Here is a 26,953-nt window from a genome sequence, read left to right on the forward strand (position 1 = left end):
CACCTCCTAACTTCTTTAAATTTCAACTCAAGTATTATACTACTTTTTCTTCGTCATTGCAATCGAACTTTTCCATATTTTTATAAGCAGTAGCCATCATCAGCTTAATTCGGTTCAACTGATTTACGTCGCTGGCGCCTGGATCGTAGTCCACCGCCACAATATTGGCGGAGGCATTGTACTTTCTCAAGGCTTTCATCATACCCTTTCCGGTAACGTGATTAGGTAGGCAGCCAAAAGGCTGGAGACAAATGATGTTGCCTACCCCACTGTCGATTAATTCCAGCATTTCTCCTGTCAGCAGCCAGCCTTCTCCGCATTGGTTTCCTAGGGAAATCAGCTGCTGGGCCTTTTTGGCCGTATCTTCGATGAAATGCGGTCCGCTGAATCGTTGGCTCTCCTCCAGCGCTTGTCTGGCCGGTTGACGGAAGCCCTCAATAAGTTGAATCGCTAACTTGTTTAAAACCATTGTACTGTACTTGCCGGACAGATGCTTAAAGTTAAACTCTTTGCTGTACATACCGTAGAGGAAGAAATCAATGAGGTCTGGAACGACCGCCTCTCCCCCTTCGTTTTCAATAATGCTGACAATGTCATTGTTAGCCGTCGGATGATATTTGACCAAAATCTCCCCGACGACACCAACCTTTGGCTTTTGAATGTCCAACAAAGGTAAGTTATCAAAATCATGAACCATCTGCTTTAGCAGGCTTTTAAAGTGAACAACGCTGCCCCCGCGAATGTTTTTTATGGCAATATGTGTCCATTTCTTGTAGAGACGTTCCGCAGAGCCCGCCTCTTCTTCATAAGGTCTCGTGGCATAGAGCATGCGCATGAGGACATCTCCATAAACGGCACCCATGAGCACCCGCTTAATTAGAGGGAATGTCAGTTTAAAGCCACTATTTTTCTCCAGACCCACGATATTAAAGGAAATGACCGGCACCTGTTCCATCTTTAGATCAATCAGCGCTTTTCGCAGCATGGCCACGTAATTACTGGCCCGGCAGCCCCCTCCGGTCTGGGACATGAAGACGGCCGTTTTATCCAAGTCGTATTTGCCGGATTTCAGTTCAGAAATAACCTGACCTAGAGTTACGATGGTGGGATAGCAAGCATCGTTATTGATATAGCGGAGCCCTTCATCCACTGCATGTTTATCTACCGACGGCAGCAGGCGCACGTTATACCCGCTTTTTTCCAGTGCCGGGGAAATAAACTGAAAGTGAATCGGCGACATCTGCGGAATCAAGATGGTGTAATTCTTCCGCATCTCCTTGGTAAAGGCCTTTCGCAGGAAGGTGTGCTCCCCTTCCACATAGGAAATATTGTTCTTATCCCGTTCTTCAATAGCCGCTTTTAAAGACCGAATACGGATTTTAGCCGCGCCTAAGTTAGTTCCTTCGTCGATTTTAAGGACAGTATACATATTGTTGCTGGCCTTCATAATCTCTTCCACCTGGTCGGTAGTTACTGCATCCAGGCCACAGCCAAAGGAGTTCAGTTGCACCAGTTCCATGTCGTCATCTCGGCTGGCAACCAAGGCCGCTTTATAAAGTCTGGAATGATACATCCACTGGTCCAGTACCCGGATAGGCCGCTTCATTTTAGCCAGATGCGCCACCGAGTCCTCTGTGAGCACGACCATGTCAAAGGAATTAATCAACTTATCGAGGCCATGATTAATCTCTGGATCTAAATGGTAGGGTCTTCCCGAAAGAATAATGCACTTTTTCTTATTCTTCTTCGCATAGCGAATGGCGTTAGCCCCTTGCTTCTTAATGTCATCCTTAAAGTGCTTATCCTCTGCCCGCCCTTTCTTGACGGCCTTGACCACCTCTTGATAAGAAACGCCCAGTCCTTTGAGCCGGCTGTACAACTCCTTGATTAAGCTCGGGTCATTATCATACGGCAGGAATGGATGGCTGAAGGTGACACCATTTTCTGCAAAGATTTCGTCCATGTTGTTGCCGATAACCTCCGGATAAGTGGCTACTACAGGGCAGTTGTAATGGTTAGGTGCACTTTCATCTTCATTGAGTTCATAATTGATGCTTGGATAGAATATCCACTTCACCCCCTGATCCACCAGCCATTTAATGTGCCCGTGAACCATCTTGGCCGGATAGCAGGCCGTATCGGAGGAAATAGTCTCCATCCCCCGCTCATACAGAAGTTTAGAAGACGGCGGTGAAAGTACCACCCGAAAGCCCAACTCGGTAAAGAAAGTAAACCAGAAAGGATAGTTTTCATACATGTTCAGGACTCTCGGCAGACCTACTACGCCGTGCTTGGCATAGGCATCTGCGGTAGGTTCATAGGAGAACAGCCGCTTATACTTGTACTCGTACAAGTTAGGCAATTCCTCTCGGTCGCTTTCCCGTCCAACTCCCTTTTCACAGCGGTTGCCAGTTATAAACTTCTCGCCACTATTGAACTTGTTGATGGTAAGCAAACACTGGTTTTCACACTTTTTACATCTGGTGTGAGAGTTCATCACGGTGAACAGCTCCATGTCCTCCAGCTTAATGATGGAAGACTCCGTTCCCTCTACATAACGTTCCTTGGCAATCAACGCTGCGCCGTAGGCACCCATGATACCTGAAATATCTGGCCGGACTACATTCTTTCCCAGAATGAGTTCAATGCTCCGAAGAATGGCATCATTTAAGAAGGTTCCCCCTTGGACCACAATCTTCTCTCCAGTTTCATCGGCATTTCTCAATTTTATAACTTTATAAAGCGCATTTTTTATGACGGAAAAAGACAATCCCGCAGAAATATCACCAATAGTAGCCCCTTCTTTTTGGGACTGCTTTACTTTGGAATTCATAAATACCGTGCATCTGGTACCTAAATCTACCGGAGTCTTAGCAAAAAGAGCTTCTTTGGCAAAGCTTTTCACGTCCATGTTGACCGATTTGGCGTAAGTTTCAATGAAAGAGCCGCAGCCAGAAGAACAAGCTTCGTTGAGCATAATATTATAAATCGCCCCATCTCGAATCTTCATGCACTTCATATCCTGTCCGCCGATATCCAAAATGAACTCTACTCCCGGCAGAAAGGCTTCCGCCGCTTTATAATGGGCGATGGTTTCAATCTCGCCTAAATCTACCTTGAAGGCGGCACGAAGCAAGCCTTCTCCATATCCAGTAGCCGTAGCATTAGCGATAGCCAGGTTGTCTGGCATCAAGCCATACAACTCCTTCAGCATAGCCATAGTCGCTTCCAGCGGTTTTCCCTCATTGCTCCGATAAAAAGAATAGAGCAAATTATTTTCGCTGTCAATCAGTGCTGCCTTGGTGGTGGTAGAGCCAGCATCAATACCTAAAAATAATGGTCCTCTGGCTTTTCGGATATCCTTCCGCCTTATTTTATCTCTGCTATGCCGCTGTTGAAATTCTGTGTAGTCATTGAAATCTTTGAAAAGAGGATTTGTGTGCTTGGTTTCAGATAGAGCAGAAGGGTTGGCGTTCTTCAAGGATTGAAAAACGTCGTGGATATATTTCATATCGTACTTTTGTGCAATCAGAGCAGCTCCGATTGCCACAAAATATTGAGAATCCTTAGGAAAGATAATATTTTCCGGCTTCAGCTTCAAGGTTTCGATAAACCGTGCCCGGAGTTCTGAAAGAAAGAAAAGGGGTCCCCCCAGAAAAGCCACATTACCTTTAATGCTTCTGCCGCAGGCCAATCCGCTGATTGTCTGATTGACCACCGCCTGAAAAATAGAGGCAGACAAGTCCTGAATGCTGGCCCCTTCGTTGATTAGAGGCTGAATGTCCGTTTTGGCGAAAACGCCGCAGCGCGCCGCTATGGGATAGATTAACGTATGTTCCTTGGCCGCTTCGTTAAGGCCCGAAGCATCTGTGTTCAACAGCACCGCCATCTGGTCGATAAAGGCTCCCGTGCCCCCAGCACAAGTCCCATTCATCCGTTGCTCTACGGTAGCCCCAAAGAAGGTAATCTTGGCATCCTCACCTCCTAGCTCAATAGCTACCTCGGTCTCCGGAACCATGGTTTCAACCGCCTTGCTGCAAGCTACTACCTCCTGCTCGAAAGGAATGTCCAGCAACTGAGACAAAGCCAGGCCCCCTGAGCCGGTAATCGTCATGTGTACCTGTTCATTGCCTACCTGCGCATAAAGTTCTTCCATCAGTTGAGATACTTTTTCAAAGATATTGGACATGTGTCGTTCATATCTCTTAAATATTATATTGTTATTTTCATTCATCAGCACGACCTTTACGGTGGTCGAGCCCACATCAATACCTAATTTCATATAAGCAATCCCCTCCTCGGTTTTTGTTTATTATGGAGTTTGCGAAAACATGCAGGACATATGCCTGGCGGAAGGTAACCCCCTAGGGGCAACCTTCATTCCGTCGGGCAGGCTGTGCCTGCATGTAATCCGATTATTTTATCCAAATGAATATGTCTGGGCCGCTAGGCCGCTTTATATATGTACCCATTGTATCATATATTCTATCTCATAAGAACAAACAATTTTTATCAAATTGTATTTATAACTGGTAAACCACTTGGTAATTCACGCCTGCAGCCTCCCGGTCCTGGGAGTCCATTTCCACCAAATCAAAGATTAAGGTGTCTCGAATCAGATGCTTCCACACCGTATAGGTAGCTTGAATAAAGGAGGCGTTCAATGCCCTTTTTTCTGTGATTAGAGGACAGGAATAAGGCAGTTCCGACGTGGACCAAATCAGCTGTAACCGACCTTCCTCAGACAAATGGGGGGCCAGCGGAAAAAATCGGCATTGCAAGGGCCGGCTTTCCCTTGGGCAAACGGGCGGAGTCTTGCAACGGACAAAGTAGACTTTACCGAACCAGGAATCTGGAAAATCGTAATCTTCCGCATATTCCACGCTCCACTTCAGCCATTCTTCCTTCATGGTAAACAGCTTTTCCTCTCCTGGCAGGAGATAAATGCCTAAATCGTAGTCTAGGCCTTCTTCCTCCTGACTGTCTCCGCCGCAGGTGCAGCAAGCTGCCCCGCAGAGAGCTCCACAATCTTCCGTAATAGGTGATACCCGGTCCAGCAGCCGATAGATGGCTTGATATGTTTTTTTCTTAATATTACTCTTCATATTGCCTTCCTAATGGTTCAATTTCTTTCTTATACAGCCGCTTTACAAATATTACAGAGTAGATAAGGCCTAGGACCTCCGCCATAGGCCAAGCCCACCATACCATGGTAAGCCCCCCTATTTTCAGCATCAGCCAAGCTAGAGGGACAATGCCGATTAATTGGCGAATCAGCGCCTGCCACATGCTCAGCATACCGTTTCCCGTAGCTTGAAAGATGGTGGAAGTTAAAATACCAAAAGCAGCTGGCAAAAAGCACAGGCAGATGATTCGAAGTGCTGGCACACCAATCTCCAGCATCTGCTCCGATGCGCTGAACAAGCCTAAAAGCTGTGCTGGAAGGGTCAAAAACACCACCATTCCCACGAACATAATGACCAGCGCTACCAGAATACCAAACTTGTAGGTCTTCATGAGCCGCTCCTTGTTACGCGCGCCGTAATTGTAACCCATGATAGGCAAAGCCCCCTGATTCAAGCCGAATACTGGCATGAAGATAAAGGACTGCAACCGAAAATAGCTGCCCAGCACCGCCACTGCTGTAGCGGAAAAGGCCAGTAATCCATTGATGAAAAACAACATCACCGACCCGATGGACTGCATCAGCATGGCTGGAAATCCGACGTTATAGATGGCCTTTATGATATCCTTTTCAAACTTAAACCCCTTCACCTGTACACTCACCTGATGTTTTTTCTTAAACAGCAGATACAAGCCCATGCACATAGCTATAAACTGACCGATGGAGGTAGCGATGGCCGCTCCCGGCACCCCCAGCTTTGGAAAACCGCCAAACCCTAAAATTAAAAATGGATCTAGGACGATGTTGATGATGGCACCGGTCAAACTGCATGCCATCGGTAAAAGCATGCTGCCGGTAGCTTGAAGCACCTTTTCCGTGTTAACCTGTATGAACACGAACAGGGAGCAAACCATAGTAATCATCAGAAACAGCGAACCATTTTCCACGATATATGCGGAATCCGAATAAGCAGATATGTACATCTTCGATAGGAACAGTCCTAGTATAGCAAATACTGCCCAGTTGATAAAGGCAATGCGGAATCCGTGACTAGCTGCTTTATTGGCTTCCTCAAACCTTTTAGCTCCCAGTCTTCTGGCTATAAGAGAATTCACCCCTACGCCGGTACCCACCGCCACCGATACCAGCAGCATCTGGATGGGAAAGACTAAGGTTACCGCCGTCAAAGAGGCTTCATCAATCATGGCCACAAAGATGCTGTCGATGACGTTGTACAGCGCCTGTATCATCATGGATAGCATGGCCGGCCAGGCCATGCCCATCATTAATCTTCCTACGGGCATCGTGCCCATTTTGTTTTCTTCTGTCATACTTTACCCCTCATCTCTTCTACAGTCAAACAATGTTTATAATAGCATGCAAACAATGTTCATTATAACATCATAGGGAACGATAAAAATCGTCCCCTATCATTTGAAAATTATTATGTTTTAGGTAAACCTATAAGCCGGGTTCTGTATTTGACAATCATCTATCTAGGCGCACCATTGCTGATACGCTCAAGCGACCTACCTACCGGGCAGCGACGGGCCGCCGCCTTTTACGCCCTATTTGGTCTTGCTCCGAGTGGGGTTTACACGGCCGCCATGTCTCCATGACGCCGGTGAGCTCTTACCTCACCATTTCAACCTTACCACAGCCTAACTGTTTCGGCGGAATGTTTCTGTTGCACTTTCCCTATAGTTACCTACGCCAGACGTTATCTGGCACCCTTGCCCTACGGAGCCCGGACTTTCCTCGTGCAGCTGCACGCGACTGCCTGGCTTACCCAAAACATGCTTTAACATTATACCATAATTCTAAATAAAGTCAAATGGATTTCCGTCTACTTCTGTAACAAAGATTTCCACCTTGTTCTCCAGCAGCTCTTTTAGCTGAGCTGCCATATTCTCCGAAAAGATTTTCTCGGTGCCATAATGACCGCCATCGATAACTGCCATGCCCATTTCTCTAGCTTTCACCGCATCGTGATACTTCACATCCCCGGTAATCAGCAGCTGACAACCGCTGAGGGCCGCCGCCGGCAGCATATCCATGCCTGCGCCAGTACAAAGACCCACCTTGCTGATTTGCCGCTGGGGATCACCCACTAGGCGAATGTCTTCCTGACGGATTCCTAGAAGCCCAGCCAACTCTTCTGCTATCCCCTTCAACGTCCGCCCCTGAGGCAGTTGACCCAAAAGTCCCATATACCCTTGTCCAAAATCCTCAAAGTCCTCTATATCCTCCAGCTTCAATAGGCTGGCCAGATAAGCATTGTTCCCCCTGGGTGCCCGGTCAAAGTTGGTATGAGCTGAAAAAACAGAAATATGGTTTTGAATCAGATCTATTGTATAGTTTCCGATAATATTATTACTGTCAATATTTTTAAGGGAAGAAAAATATAAAGGATGATGGGCCACAATAAAATCGGCGCCCTTGTGGACTGCTTCTTTAATAACCGCACCGGTTACTTCCAGAGTCACAAGAATTCTCTCCACCTGATTTCCCGGCAGATTCAATTGTAGACCGGAATTATCCCAGTCCTCCGCCAGTTCTCTTGGTGCAATCCGTTCCAACGTTTCAATCAGTTCCCACTTCGAAATACTCATATCAAATCCCCCTATCTTTTGCATTTTTCAATAAGTTTTCCAGGTAATTTACTCGTTCTTCCGTCTGAATCAGCCGTTCTTGATTTATAATGGCGGCTTTTTTCATCTGAATTAGTATATCTTTCTCTTTTTTCAGCTTCTTTTCTGCAAATTCTCGAGCCAATGAACCATTAGTCATAAGTATTGATTCAGAAATCTCATATTTTATATGTTCGGCTTCCTTTTTTGCCTCTAACCTTTGGTCGTCAGAAAGCGAATCCAGCTGCCCTTCGCCGTTCCTTGGCTGTTTATCTGCTCCCCCTGAATCAACGCTTACTTGGGCGCAGATAATCTCACAGATATACCGCCCTTCTCGCACCAGCTTCTCTTCTTTGATGACAAAGCCGTTGTGCAGCAGCCACCAGCGGAGCTTTCCTGGATTATTGCGGGGCTGAAAAATAAAGGTCTTCACACTTCTGGTCTTTTCCATATCCTGTGCCAGGATATCACACATGAGAAGCCCTCCCATACCAGCCAGTACTACCGTATCTACTTCTCCATCTGCCAGCACCTGAATCCCATCTCCCAGCCTAAAATCAAAGTGTTCTTTCAGCACCTCCGGGGAATAGTCTTGTCTGTAAACATTGTCCCTAGCTTTTTGTAGAGATCCCTTGCTGATGTCCGCCAAGATAACCCGGGGACTTTTCTTGCTTTCCCATAGATAAATCGGCAAAAAACCGTGGTCAGTACCAACGTCAGCCACGGTTTCTCCCTGTTCTATAAGGTCGGCAATGGTCTGTAATCGATCAGATAATTTCATCTTTTATACCTCAGCCCGCCTTTTCTTCTATATACACGATTCTTTATTCCAGGTAATCTTTCAGCTTTTTACTCCTGGACGGATGACGCAGCTTTCTCAGAGCCTTGGCTTCAATCTGCCGAATCCGCTCTCTGGTCACATCAAAACGCTTGCCTACCTCCTCCAGGGTTCTAGCCCGGCCATCTTCCAGACCAAATCTCAATTTCAATACCTTCTGCTCTCGATCGGTCAAGGTGTCCAGCACTTCCACCAGTTGTTCCTTCAACATGGAGAAGGCGGCAGCCTCTGCCGGTGCCGGCACATCATCATCCGGGATAAAGTCTCCTAAATGGCTGTCCTCTTCTTCTCCGATAGGAGTTTCCAAAGACACGGGCTCTTGAGCAATTTTTAAAATTTCTCGAACCTTTTCCTCGGAAATATCCATCTCCTTGGCAATTTCCTCTGGAGACGGCTCTCTGCCATATTCCTGAAGAAGCTGTCTGGAAATTCGAATCAGCTTGTTAATCGTCTCCACCATGTGCACAGGGATACGGATGGTTCTGGCCTGATCGGCAATGGACCGAGTGATAGCCTGACGAATCCACCAAGTGGCATAGGTGCTGAACTTATAACCTTTTCTCCAGTCAAACTTATCTACGGCCTTAATCAGACCTAGATTACCCTCCTGAATCAAGTCGAGAAACAGCATGCCTCGTCCTACATAGCGCTTGGCAATGCTGACTACCAGCCGCAAATTGGCCTCACAAAGCCGCTTTTTAGCTTCTTCGTCACCTTGTTCCATCTTCTTGGCCAGTTCGATTTCCTCATCAGCAGAAAGCAGCGGTACCTTACCGATTTCTTTTAAATACATTCGTACCGGATCGTCTACAGCGATGCCTTTTGGCAAGGTCGCCTCCAGATCAATCTCGCTGGAGTCTTCCGATGCCGGAATAATCTCCACATCGTCATTTTCATCCTGTTCAATAGAAAGAAGTTCAAAATCTTCCGGATCCACCTCTGAAACAATTTCAATCCCCATAGCGGTGAGTGAATCATAGATTTCATCCATCTGATCCTTGTTTAAGTCAATCCCCTCCAAATAGTCGGCTACTTCTCTAAAAGATATGGAGCCCTTTGCTTTCGCTTTATCTGCCAGGGCTTGGACAAAGTCCCTCTTTTCCATAGCATTTCCTTCCTCAAAGCTCATTTATTTACCCCTTTCCATTTTCTCTCGCTGTAAATTCATCCATTCCTCTGTCAATACTTGTATCGTTTCCTGATTTTCTTCTTCATCTGCCATGGAAAGTCTCATCAATAAGGAGTTTTCCCTTTCCTGTAGATTTTCTATCTCAATTTTATTTAAAGATTCCTCCAAAACCTGTTCTTCTTTATCTGCCAGCTGTACGCTGTCCAAAATATCCGACAATCCGCGACTTTCTTCTGGCTCCAGGCCATCTCGCAGCTTCATCATGTCTAATTCTCCGGCTTCCTTGTACAACGAACCGGCCAGAGAAAAAATCTTTTGGCCGTAAGCGGATTTAAAGGCATACCCATAAGGCGCAATCCGTTGAAAGTATTCCCGGTCGGTGAGCATCAGTTTCAGCAGATTCTTTTCCACCAGAGGTAGCTCCGGCAGACTGTCCGCCTGGGGATGTTCCTCTCGATACGGGTGAATGTGAGGATCTTCCTGTGTAGTATTGCCATTAATTTCTAGTCTTATTGCATTTTCTGATATTTTAATTTCACTAGCCAGCTTTTTTATATAAACATCGGCTTCAATGGGGCTCAAACTCCTCAAAACAGCAGCAGCTTCCTTTAAAAAATCCACACTTTCTTCGTAGGAATCCAAATTGTACCGCTGCCGGAGCATCGAGAACTTATAGTCCACAAAGCCTAAGGCATTATCCACCAATGTTTTAAAAGCTTCTTTGCCGTGCTTCTTCACAAATTCATCAGGGTCCTTGCCGTCCGTCACGTGAAGAACCTTAGGCCGGCAATCCTCTTTAAACAGAATATCAATCCCCCTTAAGGCCGCTGCTTGTCCAGCACTGTCTGCGTCGTAGGAAAGAATAACATTCTTCGTATATCGCCGAAGCATCTTGGCCTGGCTCTCTGTTAAGGCCGTACCCAGGGACGCACCAACATGGCGAATACCGCTCTGATAAAGAGAAATGACATCCATGTACCCTTCCACCAAAATGGCACAGTTCTCTTTACTTATATCCTGTCTGCTGAGATTTAAACCGTATAAGTTGTTTTTTTTCAAAAACACGGGGCTTTCCGGCGAATTTAAGTACTTAGGCGATGCATCGTCAATGGCCCGGCCACCGAAGCCAATAACCTTTCCTCTCGTGTTAATGATAGGAAACATGACTCGATTTCGGAACTTGTCGTAATACCGCCCTTTTGATTCAGAGACCAGCCCAAGTTCCTGCAAAAGCTTCACATCTACCTTCTTGTCCATAAAATGCCGATAGAGGCTGTCCCACTGGCCGTCAGCATAACCGATGCCAAACTTTTTCAAGGTCACCGGTTGAATCCCCCGCTTGAGCATGTAGGTCAATCCGGGGTTAGAAGTCTGACAGAAAGCCTTTAAGTAGAAAATGGCTGCCTCTTTGTTAATCTGATAATACAGCTCCTTTTTGCCGTCTTCTCGAGAATGATTCACATATTCCACGCCGTAATCCTTGGCCAGCCGCTCCACGGTTCCAGGGAAATCCAAGTTATAATATTTCTTGACAAACTCGAAGACGTCGCCAGTAGCTCCACAGCCAAAGCAGGTAAAGATTTGTTTTGGTTCAGAGACAACAAAAGAAGGCGTCTTTTCGTTGTGAAAGGGACAAACCCCTTTAAAGTTGCTTCCCATGCGTTTAAGGGAAACGACTTGTCCGATGACATCAACTATATTACACCTGCTTTTTATTTCTTCTATTACATTGTCGTTAAAAGATCCACTCAATACTATCACCGCTCATTAAAGATACTGCATATGGTTATATACGACATATTTAAGCAAATCCTTTTTTTATTTTTGATTTTTTTGCTATATTTTTTTTATTTGGCTATTTCCAGCCCTTGGGAATAAAAATTTCATTGTAAAGATTTAAGGCATAACGGTCTGTCATCCCCGCCACATGGTCTTTGACAATTTCAGCAATCCCATGCTCTGCGATCAGTTCCTGCCTTTCTTTTGGCAACTGATCCGGATGATCCAAGTAGTAATCATACAAAGAATTGATAATAATTTCTACCCGGTGTAGATCCTCATGTCTTTTCACCTTTTCATTGTGATAGACATTTTTAAACATGTAAGCCCGCAGCTTATCCATATGCTTCTGACAGGAGTCGCTCATAACAATGACTGGCTGCCCGTCGCTGTTTACAATCACATCCATGACCAGGGTATCAATTCGCTGCCGATGGGTATTTCCCAGCACCGCTAGGCAGTCCTCGGGCAAATCCTCCATCTTGATGACCCCGCTTCGCAAGGCATCGTCAATATCATGATTGATGTAGGCAATACGGTCGCTGAAGCGGACAATCTGCCCTTCCAAGGTAAAAGGCTTTGTTGGCCCCGTGTGATTGACAATGCCGTCCTTCACTTCGGCAGTGAGGTTCATGCCAGCCTTTCCTTTGCTCCCTTCCAGCACTTCCACCACCCGCAGACTCTGCACATTGTGCTGAAAGCCGCCGGGATGAATATTGTTGAGGATGGTTTCGCCGCTATGTCCGAAGGGCGTATGCCCTAAGTCATGTCCTAAAGCGATAGCTTCGGTCAGGTCTTCATTGAGAGCCAGTCCCCTGGCAATGGTTCTGGCAATCTGGGACACCTCTATGGTGTGAGTCAATCTGGTTCGGAAGTGATCTCCTTCTGGGGCTAAAAAGACTTGTGTCTTGTGCATCAGCCGCCGAAAGGACTTGGAGTGAATGATGCGATCCCGATCCCGCTGATACTCCGTGCGGACTTGAGATTTTTCTTCTTCCATAACCCTTCCTCTGGATTCTGCCGACTTAGCGGCTAGAGGCGATAAGTATTCAAATTCCTTCTTTTCCAGATCTTCTCTCGTAATCATAATTTAACCCTCTACGCTACAAATTTTTCAATAATGAAGGCAGCCATTCCACCTAAGAACATGGTGATAGGCAGAGTGATTACCCAAGCTGTAACGATACTTTCTGCAATGGCCCACTTGACAGCAGACAGTCTCTTCACGCTACCGGCGCCCATAATGGCCGTCGTGATTACGTGAGTCGTGCTGACCGGAGCGCCAAAGAAAGACATCCCTTCGATGACCAGAGCCGCTCCCGTCTGGGCTGCGAATCCGCTGGCAGGCTGTAGCTTTGTTACGCCGCCGCCCATGGTTTTCATGATTTTCCAGCCTCCAAGAGAGGTTCCCGCCGCCATAGTGGTGGCACAGGCAATCTTTATCCATAGAGGTATGCCGCTGTGGCTGTCCAACAATCCGCCGGTCATCAGCGCCAGTGTCATGATACCCATAGTCTTCTGGGCGTCATTGTTGCCATGAGAATAGGCAATCAGTGCCGCCGACAGAATTTGCAGCTTTAAAAATAGTTTGTTCACCCTTCCTTGAGACCAGCCAGCAAAAGCGATGAATATCAGCTTCATAAAGAAAAATCCGAAGATAAAGCCGATAACTGGGGAAGTAAACAGAGGAATAATAACCTTTTCAAGTACTCCGGACCAGACGATGTGCTTAACGGACATCGTATAGACGATGGTAGCACCAATCAGTCCGCCAATCAGCGCATGAGAAGAGCTGCTGGGTATGCCCTTCCACCAGGTAATCAGGTTCCAGATGATGGCGCCTATCAGAGCAGAAAGAATAACATACTGCTCCAACTCTACATCAACCAGCCCCTTAGAGATGGTCAAGGCAACTTTTTCGCTGACCAAAGCACCGCAGAAGTTCATCACGGCCGCCAGCATGATAGCGTTTTTCGCCGATAGGGCTCTAGTGTACACCGAAGTGGCGATGGCGTTTGCCGTATCGTGAAAGCCATTGATAAATTCAAATAACAGGGCAACTACCAATACCCATAACAGGATTGTACTAGGCATATTTCATTACCACACCTTCCAGAATATTTGCTACATTTTCGCAGGAATCCAGGCTGGCTTCCAGCTGTTCAAACAAGTGCTTCCACTTAATCAGCTCAATCGGGTCTTTTTCCTCCCGGAACAACTTGGACAGCGCCTTTCTGTAGATTACGTCCCCTTCATTTTCAATGCGGTTCACTTCAATAATCTGCTCCCGCACAATCTGGTTCTTCTTCATTTCGGAAAGGTGTTTAAAGAGTATGTTTAATTCTCGAATGCTCTGCATAATCAGATCAGCCATGTATACCGCCTCCTGACGAACAACATGTACATCAAAAACTAAAAATCGGTTGGCCACTTCCTCTAGGGTATCTACAATATCATCCATCTCTCTGGTGACAGAATAGATATCTTCCCGGTCAAAAGGTGTGACAAAGGAGCCGTTTAACGCCTTCAATATCTTGTGGGCTTCCATATCACACTCCGTCTCTAAAACTTTAATAGCTGCTACCTTGTCCTCTACGTTCTCATAGTTTTTTACTAGATCGCTGAAGGCTTCTCCAGACTTGACGATTTTTTCAGCATATTCTATAAATAAATTATAAAAAATATCCTCTTTTTTCTTTGCGCTAAGCATGGTTTCCTCTCTTTCATTTCTTTCATTATTCGGATTAGATTTGTCGTCAACATATTCAAATTGCGCTCTGTTCTCATTATACGCCAAAAAGTGTCGTTTCTGTTAAGGAAATGTTAAATAACTGTAAAAAGCATGTAAACTCGTATTTTTTGTGTGAACTTTTTGAAATCTAGGAAATATCAGAATTCTATTAATATTTCCTAGATTATAAATCAAGCCCTTGAGACCTCATTTACAAATCCTTTTGCCACGCTCCAAAGCTACAACTGCTTCTGAATGGCAGTACCTAGCTCCAGATTCACCGACTTTAAGCAGTCCACCATCTTTTCTTGTACCTGGCCATCCAGGAACATAAGGCTTTCCACCAAGTTGTGAACCAGGGCGTCCCGATCCGCCGGACTAAAGGCCTTCAAGCTGTCGTTGGCCTGCTGATAGATTAGGTCCATCTTCCTACCTCCTTCTGTTCCGCCATTCGTCGTCTAAGGCGAAGCACATAAGAGCCAACAATTCATCTTCCGGGAGTTCAATTCCCGGCACCCGATTGGACGGGCTGAAATAACACATTTCCACCTCTTGGTGAAAATCTGATGGCAGCCTGTTCAGAGTCAGCCGCCCCACCTTCACGTGGGGATAGGACCGTTCCGGCCAGACAAAAGTCTTATTAAAAATATCAAAAGGGAATTCTCTGGCTGCATGCTCTGGAATAATCTGCACCACCAGCTCGTATTCTGGATACCGACCTTCCTCGATAGCCCTGTACAAATCGCTAGTCAGCGCATCCGGGTCGTAACCCGCCAGAAATTCGGCTTCATGGGCAGAAATATTCTTTGTTCCACCTAGCGGGAGCCAGTGGTAGCGAACGTAAAAAGCCTTACCTTTTTCATTGCGCCATCTGTAAGTATGTACGCTGAAGGCCTCCATGTGTCGGTAGCTCTTAATGGTTCCCTTGTTGGAATACAGCCATAGGATTAGGTGCAGCGCTTCCGGATTCTCCGCCACAAACTGCCAAAAGCTTTCCTTGTCGTGAGACAATCCGTTCCGCGGACGCAGTGCCTCATACAGTCGGGGAAACTTTTTTGCTTCATTAATAAAGAATACAGGCATGTTCTGGCACAGCAGGTCATAGTCGCCCGCTTCTGTGTAGAACTTTACCGACATGCCACGAATGTCTCTGGCTGTTTCCGCAGAACCCCTTCGGCCCAATGCCCTGGAAAAGCGCACAAAGACCTCTGTAGTCTGCTCTGTATCCTTTAAAAAAGTGGCTTCTGTATAATCTGAAAACGGCATATACAGCGAAAACTCACCATATGCGCCCACACCTTTTTCGTGAAATAACCGTTCTGGCGTCATGTTTCGATTCATTTCAGCCAGTTTATTGAATAAGAGAAAGTCTGTCACAATACCACCCCACTATGTAATAGTATATGCAGCAGACTTTCTTTTGTTTATACGGACCTATCCCAATTTACACAGTAAATTGCTAAAATGCTTCATGCTAGTTGCGAATTTTACAGCTGTCCGTCCCGCATCATGTAGAGGATAGCATTGCAGATTGCCGCCGCTACATTGCTGCCTCCCTTTCTTCCTGCTGCCACAATGTGGGGCATGGTTGAAGAAAGAATCAGCTCTTTGGACTCTACCACGTTGACGAAGCCTACCGGAACACCAATTACCGCCTGCGGATTCAGCTTTCCCTCGCTGAAAAGTTCATAAATCCGTACCAGTGCCGTAGGTGCATTGCCGATGGCAAAAATCACCGGCCGATCCAGCTGGGCCGCCTTCTCAATCGAAGCCGTAGCCCTGGTCGTGCCATTTTCCTTTGCCGCTTTAGCCACATCTTCATCTGCCATAAAACAGAAGACCTCTCCACCAAAGGTTTCCAGAAGCTTCTTGTTGATACCCGCCTTGGCCATTTGGGTATCGGTAACAATACAGGCACCCGCTCTCAACGCTTCGGCAATCCGCTTGGCTACTGCCGGAGAAAACTTCATATTCTCATAGTAGTCAAAATCCGCCGAGGTATGGATGACCCGCTTGACGATAGGCGCCAATTCTTCTGGTATGATTCGCTCTCCCAGCTCCTCTGTAATCATTTCAAAGCTTCGCTTTTCTATATCTGCCGGTAATACTTTCTGTAATTCAATTTTCATCTTACACTCCTTCCTGCAATATCTGATATATCCGTTCCATGTCCATGTTGCTCCGCAGGCCGTCAGCCAGCAAATCATACTGCTTTTCCTTGTAGGCCTTTACATCCAAACCCGCTACTGCCGATTCATCCAAGCCTTTATTTTTCAGCAGGACAGAAACGATGGTCTTGACTACGTTCTCCTTGTCAAATATTCCGTGAACGTAGGACCCATAAATGTTATCCTGGAAAAGTCCAGCCATTTGATTCGCTTTAACAGAGGAGATTTCCGTGATGTGAGTCAAGTCATTGACCTTATTCAAATCCGCTTCATCTACTACAGACTGTCCCATATGGATTTCATAGCCTTCTACGTCCACCCCGTCCAGAGCTGCAAAATACCCTTTGCCGCCCGTGACAAAATGAGCCTTAATTTGCGTCCTGGTCTTCTCACGCTCAAAGACCGTCGTCGTCGGCAGCAAGCCCATTCCTTTCATGGTACCGCCATGCTCCACATTGTAAGGGTCTTTCAGTTCTCTGCCCAACATTTGGAAACCACCGCAAATGCCAAACATTGGCTTTCCTTGTGCTCCATACTTGATAAGGGCCGCTTCCAGCCCACACTGCCGCATCCACAGAAGGTCCTCCATGGTATTCTTCGTCCCTGGTATAATAATTAAATCCGGATTCCCCAGCTGCCCTACCGAATCCACGTAGCGGAGACTCACCGCCTCAGAATATTCGAAGACGTTGAAGTCTGTAAAGTTAGAGATTCTAGGCAGACGGATAACCGCTATATCGATAAGAGCTACTTTGTTCTTGCGAGTAAACTTTTCTGTCAAGCTGTCTTCGTCGTCAATGTCTACGTGAAGATAAGGAACCACTCCTACCGTAGGCACGTGAATCCGTTCTTCCAACATATCCAGTCCCGGCTGTAAAATAGTCTTATCTCCCCGAAATTTGTTGATGATAGTGCCTTTTACCATAGCCCGGTCTTCCTCTGTGAATAAAGCCATGGTACCTACCAGCGAAGCAAAGACTCCGCCCCGGTCAATATCTCCCGCCAAAAGCACCGGGGCCTTGGCCAGCTTGGCCATATACATGTTTACAATATCATTTTCCTGTAAATTAATTTCAGCCGGGCTGCCCGCTCCTTCCAGTACAATAATATCGTACTGAGAAGCCAGCTGGTCATAAGCTTTTTTTATCTCAGGAACCATGTCCCGCTTATGCTGATAATAGGTCTTTGCATCCATGTTGGCATAGACCTCTCCGTTGACGATGACCTGAGAGGCCATGTCATTCGTCGGCTTCAGCAGGATGGGATTCATCAGCACCGAAGGCTCAATGCCTGCCGCCTCAGCCTGAACCACCTGTGCCCTGCCCATTTCCAAGCCTTCTTTCGTAATAAAAGAGTTCAACGCCATATTCTGAGACTTAAAAGGAGCCACAGAATACCCGTCCTGTTTAAACACTCTACATAATCCTGCAACAAGTAAACTCTTGCCCGCATTGGACATCGTTCCTTGAATCATTATCGCCTTTGCCATAAAAACCTCCATCTTTCTTTATTTGATTCATCCTGTGGGAATCCCCGTAAAAAGCCTGTTTCTCTGGCTTTTGCATCATATGGATTTCAACGCTGCTATAAGACGTTCATTGGCTTGATGGGACTTGACGGCGATTCGGTAATAGCCTTCTTCCAACCCCACATAGTTGCTGCAATCCCGAATGATTATTCCCTGTTGCAGAAGCTTCTCTTTAAAGTCAGAGAGGCAGTATCGCTCATGATCTCTGATATTGAACAAGATATAGTTGGCGGCCGGATGGTAATTTTTTATCCGCAACTCATTAAGTTCCGACACTAAAAAGGCCTTTTCCTCCCGGATTTCTTTCAAGGAGGTATTGAGATACTCCTTTTCTTTCAAGGCTTGGATTCCTGCCAGCTGGGCCGGTATCGATACCGACCAAGGCTGTCCAATATGGGTCATGCCTTTCATCAGCTTCTGGTTGCTGGACAGACCGTAACCCAGCCTCAATCCCGGCATCGCATAGCTTTTAGTGAAAGCCTTTAAAATCATCAAGTTTTCGTTTGTCTTTATGTATTCCTTCATGGTACAGGATTCATAGTCTTCAACAAATTCAATAAAACATTCATCTAGTACCATCATAATCTGCTTTTCGGTGCAGACCTGAAGAATCTTCTCCAGCAATGTCTTTGAGATCAACTGCCCCGTCGGGTTGTTGGGGTTGCATAAGAAGATAACATCATAAGAAGAATCTAAGGCATTTAGATAGTTTTCTGTCAGCACAAAGTCTTCTTCTTCTTTCAAGCTGTAATGGACTGTTTCACAACCCACCGTATGTAAAGCTTGTTCGTATTCTGCAAAAGTAGGTGCCAGCACTAAAGCCTTTTTTGGTTTCCAAGCCAGAACAAAGCGAAAAATGATATCCGCTGCGCCATTTCCGCAAAGAATCGCGTCTTTATCAAGTCCTTCAAAGGCCGAAATTCCAGCAATGAGCTCCCGGCAAAGAGGATCTGGATAGTTCACACAAGAATCCAGTCCATCTATGATAGCCTGTTTAACCTGAGGAGGCAGTCCCCTCGGGTTAATATTGGCCGAGAAATCAACAATATCTGCTATACCCTTTTCCTGCGCACTATAGATGTCGCCGCCGTGTACTAAATTAGCCATCTTACTGTTACCATTCCTATCATACAAATTATTAAAGCAATCCAAGCCGTTCCATAGAGCAGCCGGTTGGCCAAAACAATATCTCTCTTGTCTATCGGCCGGTTGTCATCTCCTATTGTTTTCTTTTCGTAGAGTTTGCCGAAATAATAGGCATTTCCCGCTAGTTGAACGTTAAGGGCTCCAGCGCAAACTGCTTCTGTGTGGGCGCTGTTGGGGCTGGCGTGATTTTGTCTGTCCCGCTTATATATTTTGGCGGCATTTTTAAAATCCAATCCGCAGAAAGCGGAAGCGACAATCATCAACAGGCCGGACAGTCTAGCGGGTATGTAGTTAAGCACATCATCCAGCTTAGCCGCAAACCGGCCAAAGTACAGATACCTGTTGTTTTTATAGCCAATCATCGAATCCAGGGTATTCACCGCCTTGTATAGAAAGCCCAAGGGGGCTCCTCCAATGGCCAGAAACAACAGGGGGGCTACGGTACCGTCCGACGTGTTTTCCGCCACCGTCTCCACCGCAGCCTTAATGATTCCTTCCTGGTCCAGGCTGGCTGTATCTCTGCCGACAATCATGGCCACCTTTTGCCTGGCCCCTTCCAGATCACCTTTTTCCAGTTCTGTATAGACCTTCATGCTTTCCGTTTTTAACGCTTTTACGGCTAAGATCTGATAACACATAACGGTTTCAACCGTCAAGCCTAAAATTAAGTGAAGTTTATAAGCTACCCACAGCACGACCACAGGCACCGCAAAGGATAAAGCGATGATGCAGACCGCCATCATCATCCCTGCCCCCAACTCTCCACTCTTACTCTTGGGAAACAGGTGCCGAAACACCGGTTCCAACTTTTCAATAGCTTTGCCAATCAGGCGGATGGGATGAGGCCAGTTGTAAGGATCCCCGATGAGTAAATCTAAAAGAAATCCCAGAAACAGAGGCAGCACGGTTATCATTGCGCCAAGAGCCACATTATTCATCTACCTTCTCCTGAACTTCCCGATACCCCCTCGGGGTTACCATCTTACCATGGAAGTTCTTGGTCTGGGAGTTACCGATGAACACGGTGGTAAACATATCCACCTTGGTATCTCTCAGAGTCTTTAAATCCATAACCACGCCAACTTCACCTTCTCGTCCGATATTCTGCACATAACCTGCCACATTTTCAGCAGCTCGATGCTTCAGTAGAATATCACAGGCCTTTTGTAAGTAGTCATGGCGTTTTACACTGGACGGATTATATAGGCAGATGGCGAAATCTCCCACCGCTGCACATTCCAGCCGTTTTTCAATCAACTCCCAAGGAGTTAACAAATCGCTCAAACTAATGACGGTAAAATCGTGAATCAGCGGCGCCCCTAAAACAGCTGCTCCGCTGCAAGCCGCCGTAATTCCCGGAATCACTTCAATTTCTATATCCTGCTCTAAGTCTCTGGCATGAAGAATTTCATACATCAATCCAGCCATGCCGTAAACTCCCGCATCTCCGCTGCACACCATGGACACCGTCTTTCCCAGCACCGCCTGGTCTACAGCCAGATTACACCGATCTGCTTCTTTCTTCATGGCTGTTGAAATCAACTCTTTATCGGCAAACTGGTCCTTGATTAAATCCACATAGACCGTATACCCGGCGATGACCTGACTTTCCCGAAGGGCATCCAGTGCCCTCCCCGTAGTCTGACTCAGTTCCCCTGGGCCCAATCCTACAACAAATATCTTTTTCATTATTTAGACGCCTCCCTGAATTCATGTGTAAAGCCCGGATCATACAATTTCGAGCGCTCATAGCTGCTTCCAAGGAATCCGCCCACCACAATCATGGCCGTCTTGGTAATGTTATTTTCTTTTGCGGTTTCCGGCAATCTGCCTACCGTGCACCGGAATACCTTCTCTTCTGGCCAAGTAGCCTTGTAGACAATCGCCGCCGGCGTATCTTCTTCATAACCGCCAGCTAACAACTTCTCTTTTAAAGGCTCCAACAGTCCGGTAGAGAGGAAGATCGCCATCGTGGCTCCATGGGAAGCCATCAGCGACATCTCTTCTTTTTCAGGAACCGGCGTCCGACCTTCCATTCTAGTAATAATCACCGACTGAGACACATTAGGAAGCGTGTATTCAGCATTCAGCGCGGAGGCTACCCCACAGAAAGAACTAACCCCTGGGGTGACTTTAAAGGAGATATTCTTCGGTTCCAGCAAATCCATCTGCTCGCGAATAGCTCCGTATAAGCTGGGATCCCCCGTATGCAGCCGGACGGTCATTTTACCTTCCGCTTCCGCCTCTTCCATCACGGCGATGACATCCTCCAACGTCATGCTGGCACTGTTATGAATGCGACAAGCTGGCTTTGCCAGCTTTAACAGCTCCGGATTGACCAAGGAACCGGCATAAATAATGACATCGGCCTCCTGTAGCAGCTTCTGTCCTCTAACGGTAATCAAATCAGGTGCTCCCGGACCTGCTCCAACAAAATTAATCATGTTCAACGATACCTTTCTACATTTATTTATTTTCTGCTAAACTGCTCTCTATTTTTTCAAGAATGGCGTCTACTTGAGAGGTCTTTCCCAAGTAGCCGTGCTTGTTGGAAAACATAACTGCACCAATCTCCATCTGTTGATGGGTGCGACTCTTTAAATGAAATTCAATTTTATCCATCAGGGCTTGCAGCACCCGGTCTTTCAGCTCTGGGCTGTAGGCTTCCAGCAACTCGTAGGCGCTGTCCGTGGTCACTGCATTCATCATTCCTTCAATAAGCTCTGCTTCGGCACCTAACCTGGCCGCATGGGCAGACAAAATCTCCATTCGAGCATCGGCGTATTTGGAGTGGGTGTTCATGATGCCACCTGCTACTTTTACCAACTTGCCTATATGGCCCACAAAGAGGATGCCTTTAAACCCGCACCCTTCTGCGTAATCCAAGCTGTCACCAATAAAATTACTGCACTTAACGGAATATACCTCCCCTTGGAGAAAGTGTTCTTTTAAAAATTTCTCGCCATAATTCCCTGGGGTAATAACCAGATATTCCGCTCCCAAGGCCTTCTGTACGTCCATCTCCACCTTAATGGTATCAATAAGGGCCTGCTCACTCATGGGCTCCACAATACCGCTGGTACCCAAGACCGATAACCCGCCTTCTATGCCCAGACGAGGGTTGTAGGTTCGTCTAGCCAATTCCTCCCCCTTTGGAATGGAAATGGTTACCTTGGCTCCTCCTTCATACCCCAGTTCGTCAAAAGCCTGAGACACCATCTGGCCAATCATTTTTCTTGGCACCGGGTTAATGGCAGCCTGTCCTAAGTCACAGGCCAGCCCCGGCAGAGTCACCCGGCCTACGCCCGTTCCTCCGTCGATAAGAATGGGTCCCGGCTGATCTAACAGCTCCACTTCACCATAAACCAAAATCCCATGGGTTATATCTGGATCGTCTCCGCTGTCTTTTTGAATCGCACAAGATGCCTTTTTCTGACCGACTTGAATGTCCTGTAGCATCAGAGTCAAGGGAATTCCTTTCGGCGTATCTACCTGTATGTTCTTTATTTTTTCTCCCAGAGCTAACATGGCTGCTGCCTTAGCCGCCGCCGCCGCACAGGTGCCGGTCGTGTACCCCCTGCGCAGTTGACCTGCCTTGGGATTTAACTGCTTGTTTTGCTCTTCCTGCATGTATCCACAAACCTTTCTGCTCCTTGGAGGTTGGAATAAAAATGCACATGGGGGTAGCCCGCATAAAGCTGCTCATTTCCAATGACACACTTCCAGTTCCGCTTTCGGCGAGGCTTCTGGGCGTGAAAACAGTCTCCAGCATTGCTGCTGTCCCAGTAGTGAAATTCATGGCCTCTCAGACTCATCCCTTCTGCGCAAAGCAAATTGCTTTTTTCTGCTGTCATCTGGATATAGCCAAAGCGCACTAACTTTCCCACGTAATAGCTTTCTCCCTCAATCGCCCCCACCATAGAATAGGGTTGGCCCTGCTGGTCCTGCACCCTCTGGTGGAGATACATAAACCCGCCGCATTCAGCCATACAAGGCACTCCCGCCTCCAGAACTTGTTTTATATGCTCCCGGATGCTGATATTTTTTTCTAACTCTTTCAGATATAGCTCTGGATAACCTCCGCCAAAGTAGAGGCCCTGTAAACCCTCCGGCAGCTTTTCATCTGTCAGCGGGCTGAAATAGCAGAGTTCTGCCCCCATCTCCTCCAGCAAGTCCAAGTTATCCTGATAGTAAAAACAAAAAGCCTTATCTCTGGCTACGCCGATGCGTACCTTTGCCCCGCTGACAATAGTTGGCCGATTAAAGGAAATTGGCTGGGCAGATTCTGCCAGCTCCAGAAGCCCTTCTAAATCAATGGTCTCCGCCGCCTGTCTAGCTAATGTGTCCAGTATTTTTTTCAGGTTGCCGATTTCCTGAGCTGTAATCAGCCCTAGGTGACGACTTTCCAGGGAACATTCTTTCAGCGTCGGCATATAGCCTAGCACCTTCACCCCCGCCCGTTCTTCTAAGAGCGGTTTAATCTCCTCATAGATAATCGGAGAGATACGGTTGAGAATAACCCCCTTAATCTGACTGTCCGCTTCTAACTCCTTAAAGCCCTTGAGTTCCGCCAGCATGGAAATGGCCTTCCCCTTACAATCTAAAATCAATACGGCGGGGGTTTCCGTCCGCTTGGCCAGATCATAAGAACTGGCTTCGTAGGAGGTTCCCGTCATACCATCATAATAGCCCATGACCCCCTCAATAATCGCGATATCGCCTGAATCAGCATTTTTAGCCAACAGGTAGCGAATCGTCTCAATATCATTGAAAAACAAGTCCAGATTTCTGGAACTCAATCCCAAAGCTTCTTTGTGAAACATGGGATCGATATAATCTGGCCCGCATTTAAAGGATGCCACGTGCTTTTTTTTGTTCAGTAGCGCCTGGAGAATAGCGCAGACCACCGTGGTCTTTCCGCTGCCGCTGCCCGGCGCTCCCATGATAACTCTTGGTAAAATCTTCGTTTCCATTATACTGCCTCTGAACTTTTCTGTACTGCAATAATATATACAGGATTCTGTCCCATCATCAAATTATAGCTGCCCAGTGTCTTGGCCTTAGCCACGTTAAGCTGAGTGATATCCACTTGCTGAAAACCGTATTTCTTGATACAAGACATCGCTTCTCCTAGAGATTCCAAGGCTACCACATTGATAATGATCCGCACATGGGAATTTTTCAGCAGCAGGTTCTGGATGATTTCGTCCAGGTTTCCCTTGGAGCCGCCTATAAAAGCTTTGTCCGGTGGGGGCAACCCCTCTAAAGCTGCCGGAGCCATGCCTGACACCACGTGAAGATTCCTTGCACCGAAGGCTTCCTTATTCTGGCGAATCAGTTCCAGGCCTTCCTGGTTCGTTTCCACTGCATAGACAGCGCCCATAGAACAAGCTAAAGCCAGTTCCACCGATACCGAACCGGTACCGGCACCAATATCGTATACCACATCGCCCTTGCGTAAATTCATCTTCGATACAGTAACCGTGCGCACTTCTTCCTTGGTCATGGGCACATTGCCTCGGATAAATTCCTCATCACCAATACCCAAGGTGCACTTCTCCCGCTGAGAAACCTCTGGGTTCAACACCATCATCACGCTCAGCGGTTCAAACTCCTTCTTCCCCAGCTCTAAGGCCGTTCCTTTGGTAATTTGCTCCTCCACATAGGAAAGCCGCTCTCCCACAAAGACCTCGGCATCGCCTAAACCGGCTTCTACCAGCCTGTTGCAGATAGCCTGCACCGTGTTCTCCGTGCCATCGGTCAGAAAAAACGTCTTCGGGTGATTAAAAACCGCTTGCACAGCAGATTTCTCTTGGCGGCCGTGGAGACTCACCAGTTCGGCATCTTCCCAAGACAAGCCAATCGCACAGGCAAAATAGCCTAGGGAACTGATACCCGGTATATATTCAAAAGCAATTTGCTCATTGCCGAACACAGAACCATACCGCTCCTTAATCAAACGGCGAAGTTTCTTTGCGCCGCTGAAAAATCCGATATCTCCAGAAAGAAGTACCGACCCCCACAGGATATCCGGATGTTCCTCTAACCAAGTCAAAATATTCTCCGGGCTGATGGCGTATGCGGTCTGCTGATCCGTCTTTGCCAGACTGTCCACCATCCGCCGAGCGCCAATCAAAGCCTGGCTTTTCTCTATTAAATGTTTTCCTTTTACGGTCAGGGTATCCGGATTACCCATGCCTATACCAATTATGTAAATCTTCTTCATACATCACTCTCCGTAAATTTTAAGACCACATCCCGTCGGACCCCAGCGATAGTCACGCCGTTCAACGACTGTTTTCTCAACAAGAAGCTCCCTCCGGAACCAGCCAAAGCTGCTCGTTCACACACATTTTCCACGCCAGTTACCTGACGCACAAAAGAAGAGGACGTAAATTCGCCCTGTATTTCCATCAGTGTCTCCCCAGAATAGGTAATAAAAGGAACTTGCAACTTTTCCGCCAAGCGAATCAGCGCTTTTTCATCTTTTTTCAAATCGATGGAAGCGAGGCCGCAGATTGCTTCTCGACGGATATTCAACTGTGAAATCGTCTGTTCCAACAGCTCAGAAGCCGCCTTAAAAGGCGTATTTTTCTTACAGCCCATGCCGATAGAAATGTTTTTAGGTACCAGCTGGAGTACAAAACGGTCTCTGCCTTTCAGCGAATCCAAGACTTTTTCTGTAACCACAATACAGGTTTCTCCACCATGGATTTTACTCTTTAAGGTAACTGCATCCACCAGTTCCAGTCCTTTGGGCAAGCTGCCTTCTAAACGGCCTTCCCAGTAAAAATAAACGGTCTTTCCGTTTAATATATCTGCCGATACTTGCTTGGCCGCCTTTAAATTGACAATACTCAGCTGTTGACTTTGAGCCCATACATCCACGGCGAACCGTTTGTTGATATCGGTGGCCGTAGTGATAACCGGAGTTGCCTCTATTTCATCAGCGATAACAGAAGCCAGCCGATTAGCCCCTCCCAGATGCCCCGATAATAGCGAAATCACATACTGCCCTCGCTCATCCACAGCAATAACCGCCGGGTCCTGGTCCTTTCCTTTTAAGTACGGTGCAATGGCTCGCACCGCTATCCCTGTAGCGCCAACAAAAACCAAGGCTTGGCTGGTTTCAAAAGCCTCTTTAGCCCATTTGGTCAAAGGCTTGTCCAAAGGAATCAGCCCTTGATCGGCAGCCCGATCCTTCGTGCCGTAGGCCAGACACATTTCTCCCTGGAGAGACAGCTTCTCTGCTATTAATTTACAGATTGTTCCTCCCTTTTCCGTGAAGGAAATCAGCGCAATTCTCATATGTCCCCCTTGTTGTCCGTGCTGCCAAAGCCGCCTGTTCGCTGCCCGCCGGCTTCATCACCTTCCGCCAGGCCAAAAGGCAGAAATATGCCTTGAGCAAACCCCTGTCCAGCTTCCAAAACTAAGGTCTTACCCTCCTTGGAATCATTGGTCAGCTGAATCTGAATATGTCCTTCATTTTCAGCATTAAAATAATCCTCGTCAATAACTCCCACCGTGTTGTCCAGCTGTAGACGGTATTTAAAGCCCAGCCCCGACCGAGGAAAGCACAGGAGCACCCAGCCCGCCCTCATTTGAGCCCGTATTCCCGTAGGAATCCGCACTGTTTCCCCTGGACCCAGTTTTAAATCTCCAGGCAGAACAAAATCATAACCAGCGGAACCAAAAGTAGCCCGTCGGGGTAGCGGAATTCCGCTGTAAATATCCCTGACAGGCTGTCCTGCACCAAATGCTTCTACCCAGTCCCGCTCAAACTGCTGCAAACTCACCTTGTGAAACTTGGCCACCTTCTGCATTGATTCACCTTCTTTTCATCTTTTTCTCTAGTTCTACGTTTTTATGGCCTGTCATT

At 46.9% G+C, this 26,953-nt stretch carries 23 protein-coding genes and 1 other RNA gene; all 24 read right to left on the bottom strand.

Annotated elements, in window-relative coordinates:
* Positions 1-34: 34 nt before the first annotated feature.
* The gene (locus Ami103574_RS09090; protein ID WP_207710489.1) at positions 35-4,282 is read right to left on the bottom strand and encodes a 2-hydroxyacyl-CoA dehydratase; all 4,248 of its coding nucleotides are present in this window, start codon (positions 4,280-4,282) and stop codon (positions 35-37) included.
* Between the two features lie 241 nt (positions 4,283-4,523).
* Complete coding sequence (locus Ami103574_RS09095; protein ID WP_163066720.1) at positions 4,524-5,105, bottom strand: hypothetical protein; 582 nt, start codon at positions 5,103-5,105, stop codon at positions 4,524-4,526.
* On the bottom strand, positions 5,095-6,456 hold the full coding sequence (locus tag Ami103574_RS09100) for an MATE family efflux transporter (RefSeq protein ID WP_163066721.1): 1,362 nt from the start codon (positions 6,454-6,456) through the stop codon (positions 5,095-5,097). The genes Ami103574_RS09095 and Ami103574_RS09100 overlap by 11 nt, the downstream gene beginning before the upstream one ends.
* 117 nt (positions 6,457-6,573) lie before the next feature.
* An RNA gene (gene rnpB, locus Ami103574_RS09105) (RNase P RNA component class A) lies at positions 6,574-6,917 on the bottom strand.
* Between the two features lie 28 nt (positions 6,918-6,945).
* On the bottom strand, positions 6,946-7,737 hold the full coding sequence (locus Ami103574_RS09110) for a Nif3-like dinuclear metal center hexameric protein (protein WP_163066722.1): 792 nt from the start codon (positions 7,735-7,737) through the stop codon (positions 6,946-6,948).
* A 1-nt stretch (position 7,738) separates the two neighbouring features.
* Positions 7,739-8,536: a tRNA (adenine(22)-N(1))-methyltransferase gene (locus Ami103574_RS09115; RefSeq protein ID WP_163066723.1), complete on the bottom strand. Its 798-nt coding sequence runs from the start codon at positions 8,534-8,536 to the stop codon at positions 7,739-7,741.
* A 43-nt stretch (positions 8,537-8,579) separates the two neighbouring features.
* Positions 8,580-9,698 (bottom strand): RNA polymerase sigma factor RpoD, encoded by a 1,119-nt coding sequence (rpoD, locus tag Ami103574_RS09120; protein ID WP_246213118.1) that lies wholly within the window; start codon positions 9,696-9,698, stop codon positions 8,580-8,582.
* A 24-nt stretch (positions 9,699-9,722) separates the two neighbouring features.
* On the bottom strand, positions 9,723-11,474 hold the full coding sequence (gene dnaG, locus Ami103574_RS09125; RefSeq protein WP_163066725.1) for a DNA primase: 1,752 nt from the start codon (positions 11,472-11,474) through the stop codon (positions 9,723-9,725).
* A 103-nt stretch (positions 11,475-11,577) separates the two neighbouring features.
* Positions 11,578-12,588 carry a deoxyguanosinetriphosphate triphosphohydrolase gene (locus Ami103574_RS09130; RefSeq protein WP_163066726.1) on the bottom strand — a complete coding sequence of 337 codons (1,011 nt, stop codon included), beginning with the start codon at positions 12,586-12,588 and terminating at the stop codon, positions 11,578-11,580.
* Positions 12,589-12,599: 11 nt separating this feature from the next.
* The gene (locus Ami103574_RS09135; protein WP_163066727.1) at positions 12,600-13,595 is read right to left on the bottom strand and encodes an inorganic phosphate transporter; all 996 of its coding nucleotides are present in this window, start codon (positions 13,593-13,595) and stop codon (positions 12,600-12,602) included.
* Positions 13,588-14,211, bottom strand: a complete 624-nt coding sequence (locus Ami103574_RS09140; RefSeq protein ID WP_163066728.1) for a DUF47 domain-containing protein — start codon at positions 14,209-14,211, stop codon at positions 13,588-13,590. Before Ami103574_RS09140 ends, Ami103574_RS09135 begins: the two co-directional genes overlap by 8 nt.
* 260 nt (positions 14,212-14,471) lie before the next feature.
* On the bottom strand, positions 14,472-14,657 hold the full coding sequence (locus tag Ami103574_RS09145) for a catalase-related domain-containing protein (RefSeq protein WP_163066729.1): 186 nt from the start codon (positions 14,655-14,657) through the stop codon (positions 14,472-14,474).
* A gap of 4 nt (positions 14,658-14,661) precedes the next feature.
* Positions 14,662-15,609, bottom strand: coding sequence for a catalase (locus Ami103574_RS09150; RefSeq protein WP_163066730.1), 948 nt, complete (start codon positions 15,607-15,609; stop codon positions 14,662-14,664).
* A gap of 110 nt (positions 15,610-15,719) precedes the next feature.
* The gene (locus tag Ami103574_RS09155; RefSeq protein ID WP_163066731.1) at positions 15,720-16,361 is read right to left on the bottom strand and encodes a precorrin-8X methylmutase; all 642 of its coding nucleotides are present in this window, start codon (positions 16,359-16,361) and stop codon (positions 15,720-15,722) included.
* Position 16,362: 1 nt separating this feature from the next.
* Positions 16,363-17,889, bottom strand: coding sequence for a cobyric acid synthase (locus tag Ami103574_RS09160; protein ID WP_163066732.1), 1,527 nt, complete (start codon positions 17,887-17,889; stop codon positions 16,363-16,365).
* Between the two features lie 75 nt (positions 17,890-17,964).
* Positions 17,965-19,035: a pyridoxal phosphate-dependent aminotransferase gene (locus Ami103574_RS09165; protein ID WP_163066733.1), complete on the bottom strand. Its 1,071-nt coding sequence runs from the start codon at positions 19,033-19,035 to the stop codon at positions 17,965-17,967.
* Complete coding sequence (cbiB, locus tag Ami103574_RS09170) at positions 19,023-20,012, bottom strand: adenosylcobinamide-phosphate synthase CbiB (protein ID WP_330586987.1); 990 nt, start codon at positions 20,010-20,012, stop codon at positions 19,023-19,025. The genes Ami103574_RS09165 and cbiB overlap by 13 nt, the downstream gene beginning before the upstream one ends.
* Entirely contained in the window at positions 20,005-20,763 is a 759-nt protein-coding gene (gene cobJ, locus Ami103574_RS09175; protein WP_163066734.1) for a precorrin-3B C(17)-methyltransferase, read from the bottom strand. The genes cbiB and cobJ overlap by 8 nt, the downstream gene beginning before the upstream one ends.
* Positions 20,763-21,518, bottom strand: coding sequence for a precorrin-4 C(11)-methyltransferase (gene cobM / locus Ami103574_RS09180; protein WP_163066735.1), 756 nt, complete (start codon positions 21,516-21,518; stop codon positions 20,763-20,765). Before cobM ends, cobJ begins: the two co-directional genes overlap by 1 nt.
* Positions 21,519-21,540: 22 nt before the next feature.
* Entirely contained in the window at positions 21,541-22,704 is a 1,164-nt protein-coding gene (gene cbiD, locus Ami103574_RS09185) for a cobalt-precorrin-5B (C(1))-methyltransferase CbiD (protein ID WP_163066736.1), read from the bottom strand.
* On the bottom strand, positions 22,677-24,047 hold the full coding sequence (locus Ami103574_RS09190) for a cobyrinate a,c-diamide synthase (protein ID WP_163066737.1): 1,371 nt from the start codon (positions 24,045-24,047) through the stop codon (positions 22,677-22,679). The genes cbiD and Ami103574_RS09190 overlap by 28 nt, the downstream gene beginning before the upstream one ends.
* Positions 24,047-25,300, bottom strand: a complete 1,254-nt coding sequence (gene cbiE, locus Ami103574_RS09195) for a precorrin-6y C5,15-methyltransferase (decarboxylating) subunit CbiE (RefSeq protein WP_163066738.1) — start codon at positions 25,298-25,300, stop codon at positions 24,047-24,049. The genes Ami103574_RS09190 and cbiE overlap by 1 nt, the downstream gene beginning before the upstream one ends.
* Positions 25,297-26,382, bottom strand: coding sequence for a cobalt-precorrin 5A hydrolase (locus Ami103574_RS09200; protein ID WP_163066739.1), 1,086 nt, complete (start codon positions 26,380-26,382; stop codon positions 25,297-25,299). Before Ami103574_RS09200 ends, cbiE begins: the two co-directional genes overlap by 4 nt.
* Positions 26,379-26,897, bottom strand: coding sequence for a dCTP deaminase/dUTPase family protein (locus Ami103574_RS09205; RefSeq protein ID WP_163066740.1), 519 nt, complete (start codon positions 26,895-26,897; stop codon positions 26,379-26,381). Before Ami103574_RS09205 ends, Ami103574_RS09200 begins: the two co-directional genes overlap by 4 nt.
* Positions 26,898-26,953 lie beyond the last annotated feature (56 nt).

It is taken from the genome of Aminipila butyrica, from assembly GCF_010669305.1.
Taxonomy (GTDB): Bacteria; Bacillota; Clostridia; order Peptostreptococcales; family Anaerovoracaceae; genus Aminipila; species Aminipila butyrica.

Bases quoted from the DNA above. Each gene is read 5' to 3' on its own strand.
- Ami103574_RS09135 (WP_163066727.1), bottom strand. From the start codon at position 13,595: ATGCCTAGTACAATCCTGTTATGGGTATTGGTAGTTGCCCTGTTATTT.
- Ami103574_RS09160 (WP_163066732.1), bottom strand. From the start codon at position 17,889: ATGGCAAAGGCGATAATGATTCAAGGAACGATGTCCAATGCGGGCAAG.
- Ami103574_RS09140 (WP_163066728.1), bottom strand. From the start codon at position 14,211: ATGCTTAGCGCAAAGAAAAAAGAGGATATTTTTTATAATTTATTTATA.
- Ami103574_RS09130 (WP_163066726.1), bottom strand. From the start codon at position 12,588: ATGATTACGAGAGAAGATCTGGAAAAGAAGGAATTTGAATACTTATCG.
- cobM (WP_163066735.1), bottom strand. From the start codon at position 21,518: ATGATTAATTTTGTTGGAGCAGGTCCGGGAGCACCTGATTTGATTACC.
- cobJ (WP_163066734.1), bottom strand. From the start codon at position 20,763: ATGAAAAAGATATTTGTTGTAGGATTGGGCCCAGGGGAACTGAGTCAG.
- cbiB (WP_330586987.1), bottom strand. From the start codon at position 20,012: ATGAATAATGTGGCTCTTGGCGCAATGATAACCGTGCTGCCTCTGTTT.
- Ami103574_RS09115 (WP_163066723.1), bottom strand. From the start codon at position 8,536: ATGAAATTATCTGATCGATTACAGACCATTGCCGACCTTATAGAACAG.
- Ami103574_RS09145 (WP_163066729.1), bottom strand. From the start codon at position 14,657: ATGGACCTAATCTATCAGCAGGCCAACGACAGCTTGAAGGCCTTTAGT.
- rpoD (WP_246213118.1), bottom strand. From the start codon at position 9,698: ATGGAAAAGAGGGACTTTGTCCAAGCCCTGGCAGATAAAGCGAAAGCA.
- Ami103574_RS09165 (WP_163066733.1), bottom strand. From the start codon at position 19,035: ATGGCTAATTTAGTACACGGCGGCGACATCTATAGTGCGCAGGAAAAG.
- cbiE (WP_163066738.1), bottom strand. From the start codon at position 25,300: ATGAAGAAGATTTACATAATTGGTATAGGCATGGGTAATCCGGATACC.
- Ami103574_RS09090 (WP_207710489.1), bottom strand. From the start codon at position 4,282: ATGAAATTAGGTATTGATGTGGGCTCGACCACCGTAAAGGTCGTGCTG.
- Ami103574_RS09095 (WP_163066720.1), bottom strand. From the start codon at position 5,105: ATGAAGAGTAATATTAAGAAAAAAACATATCAAGCCATCTATCGGCTG.
- Ami103574_RS09110 (WP_163066722.1), bottom strand. From the start codon at position 7,737: ATGAGTATTTCGAAGTGGGAACTGATTGAAACGTTGGAACGGATTGCA.
- Ami103574_RS09155 (WP_163066731.1), bottom strand. From the start codon at position 16,361: ATGAAAATTGAATTACAGAAAGTATTACCGGCAGATATAGAAAAGCGA.
- Ami103574_RS09200 (WP_163066739.1), bottom strand. From the start codon at position 26,382: ATGAGAATTGCGCTGATTTCCTTCACGGAAAAGGGAGGAACAATCTGT.
- Ami103574_RS09100 (WP_163066721.1), bottom strand. From the start codon at position 6,456: ATGACAGAAGAAAACAAAATGGGCACGATGCCCGTAGGAAGATTAATG.
- Ami103574_RS09190 (WP_163066737.1), bottom strand. From the start codon at position 24,047: ATGGAAACGAAGATTTTACCAAGAGTTATCATGGGAGCGCCGGGCAGC.
- Ami103574_RS09205 (WP_163066740.1), bottom strand. From the start codon at position 26,897: ATGCAGAAGGTGGCCAAGTTTCACAAGGTGAGTTTGCAGCAGTTTGAG.
- cbiD (WP_163066736.1), bottom strand. From the start codon at position 22,704: ATGCAGGAAGAGCAAAACAAGCAGTTAAATCCCAAGGCAGGTCAACTG.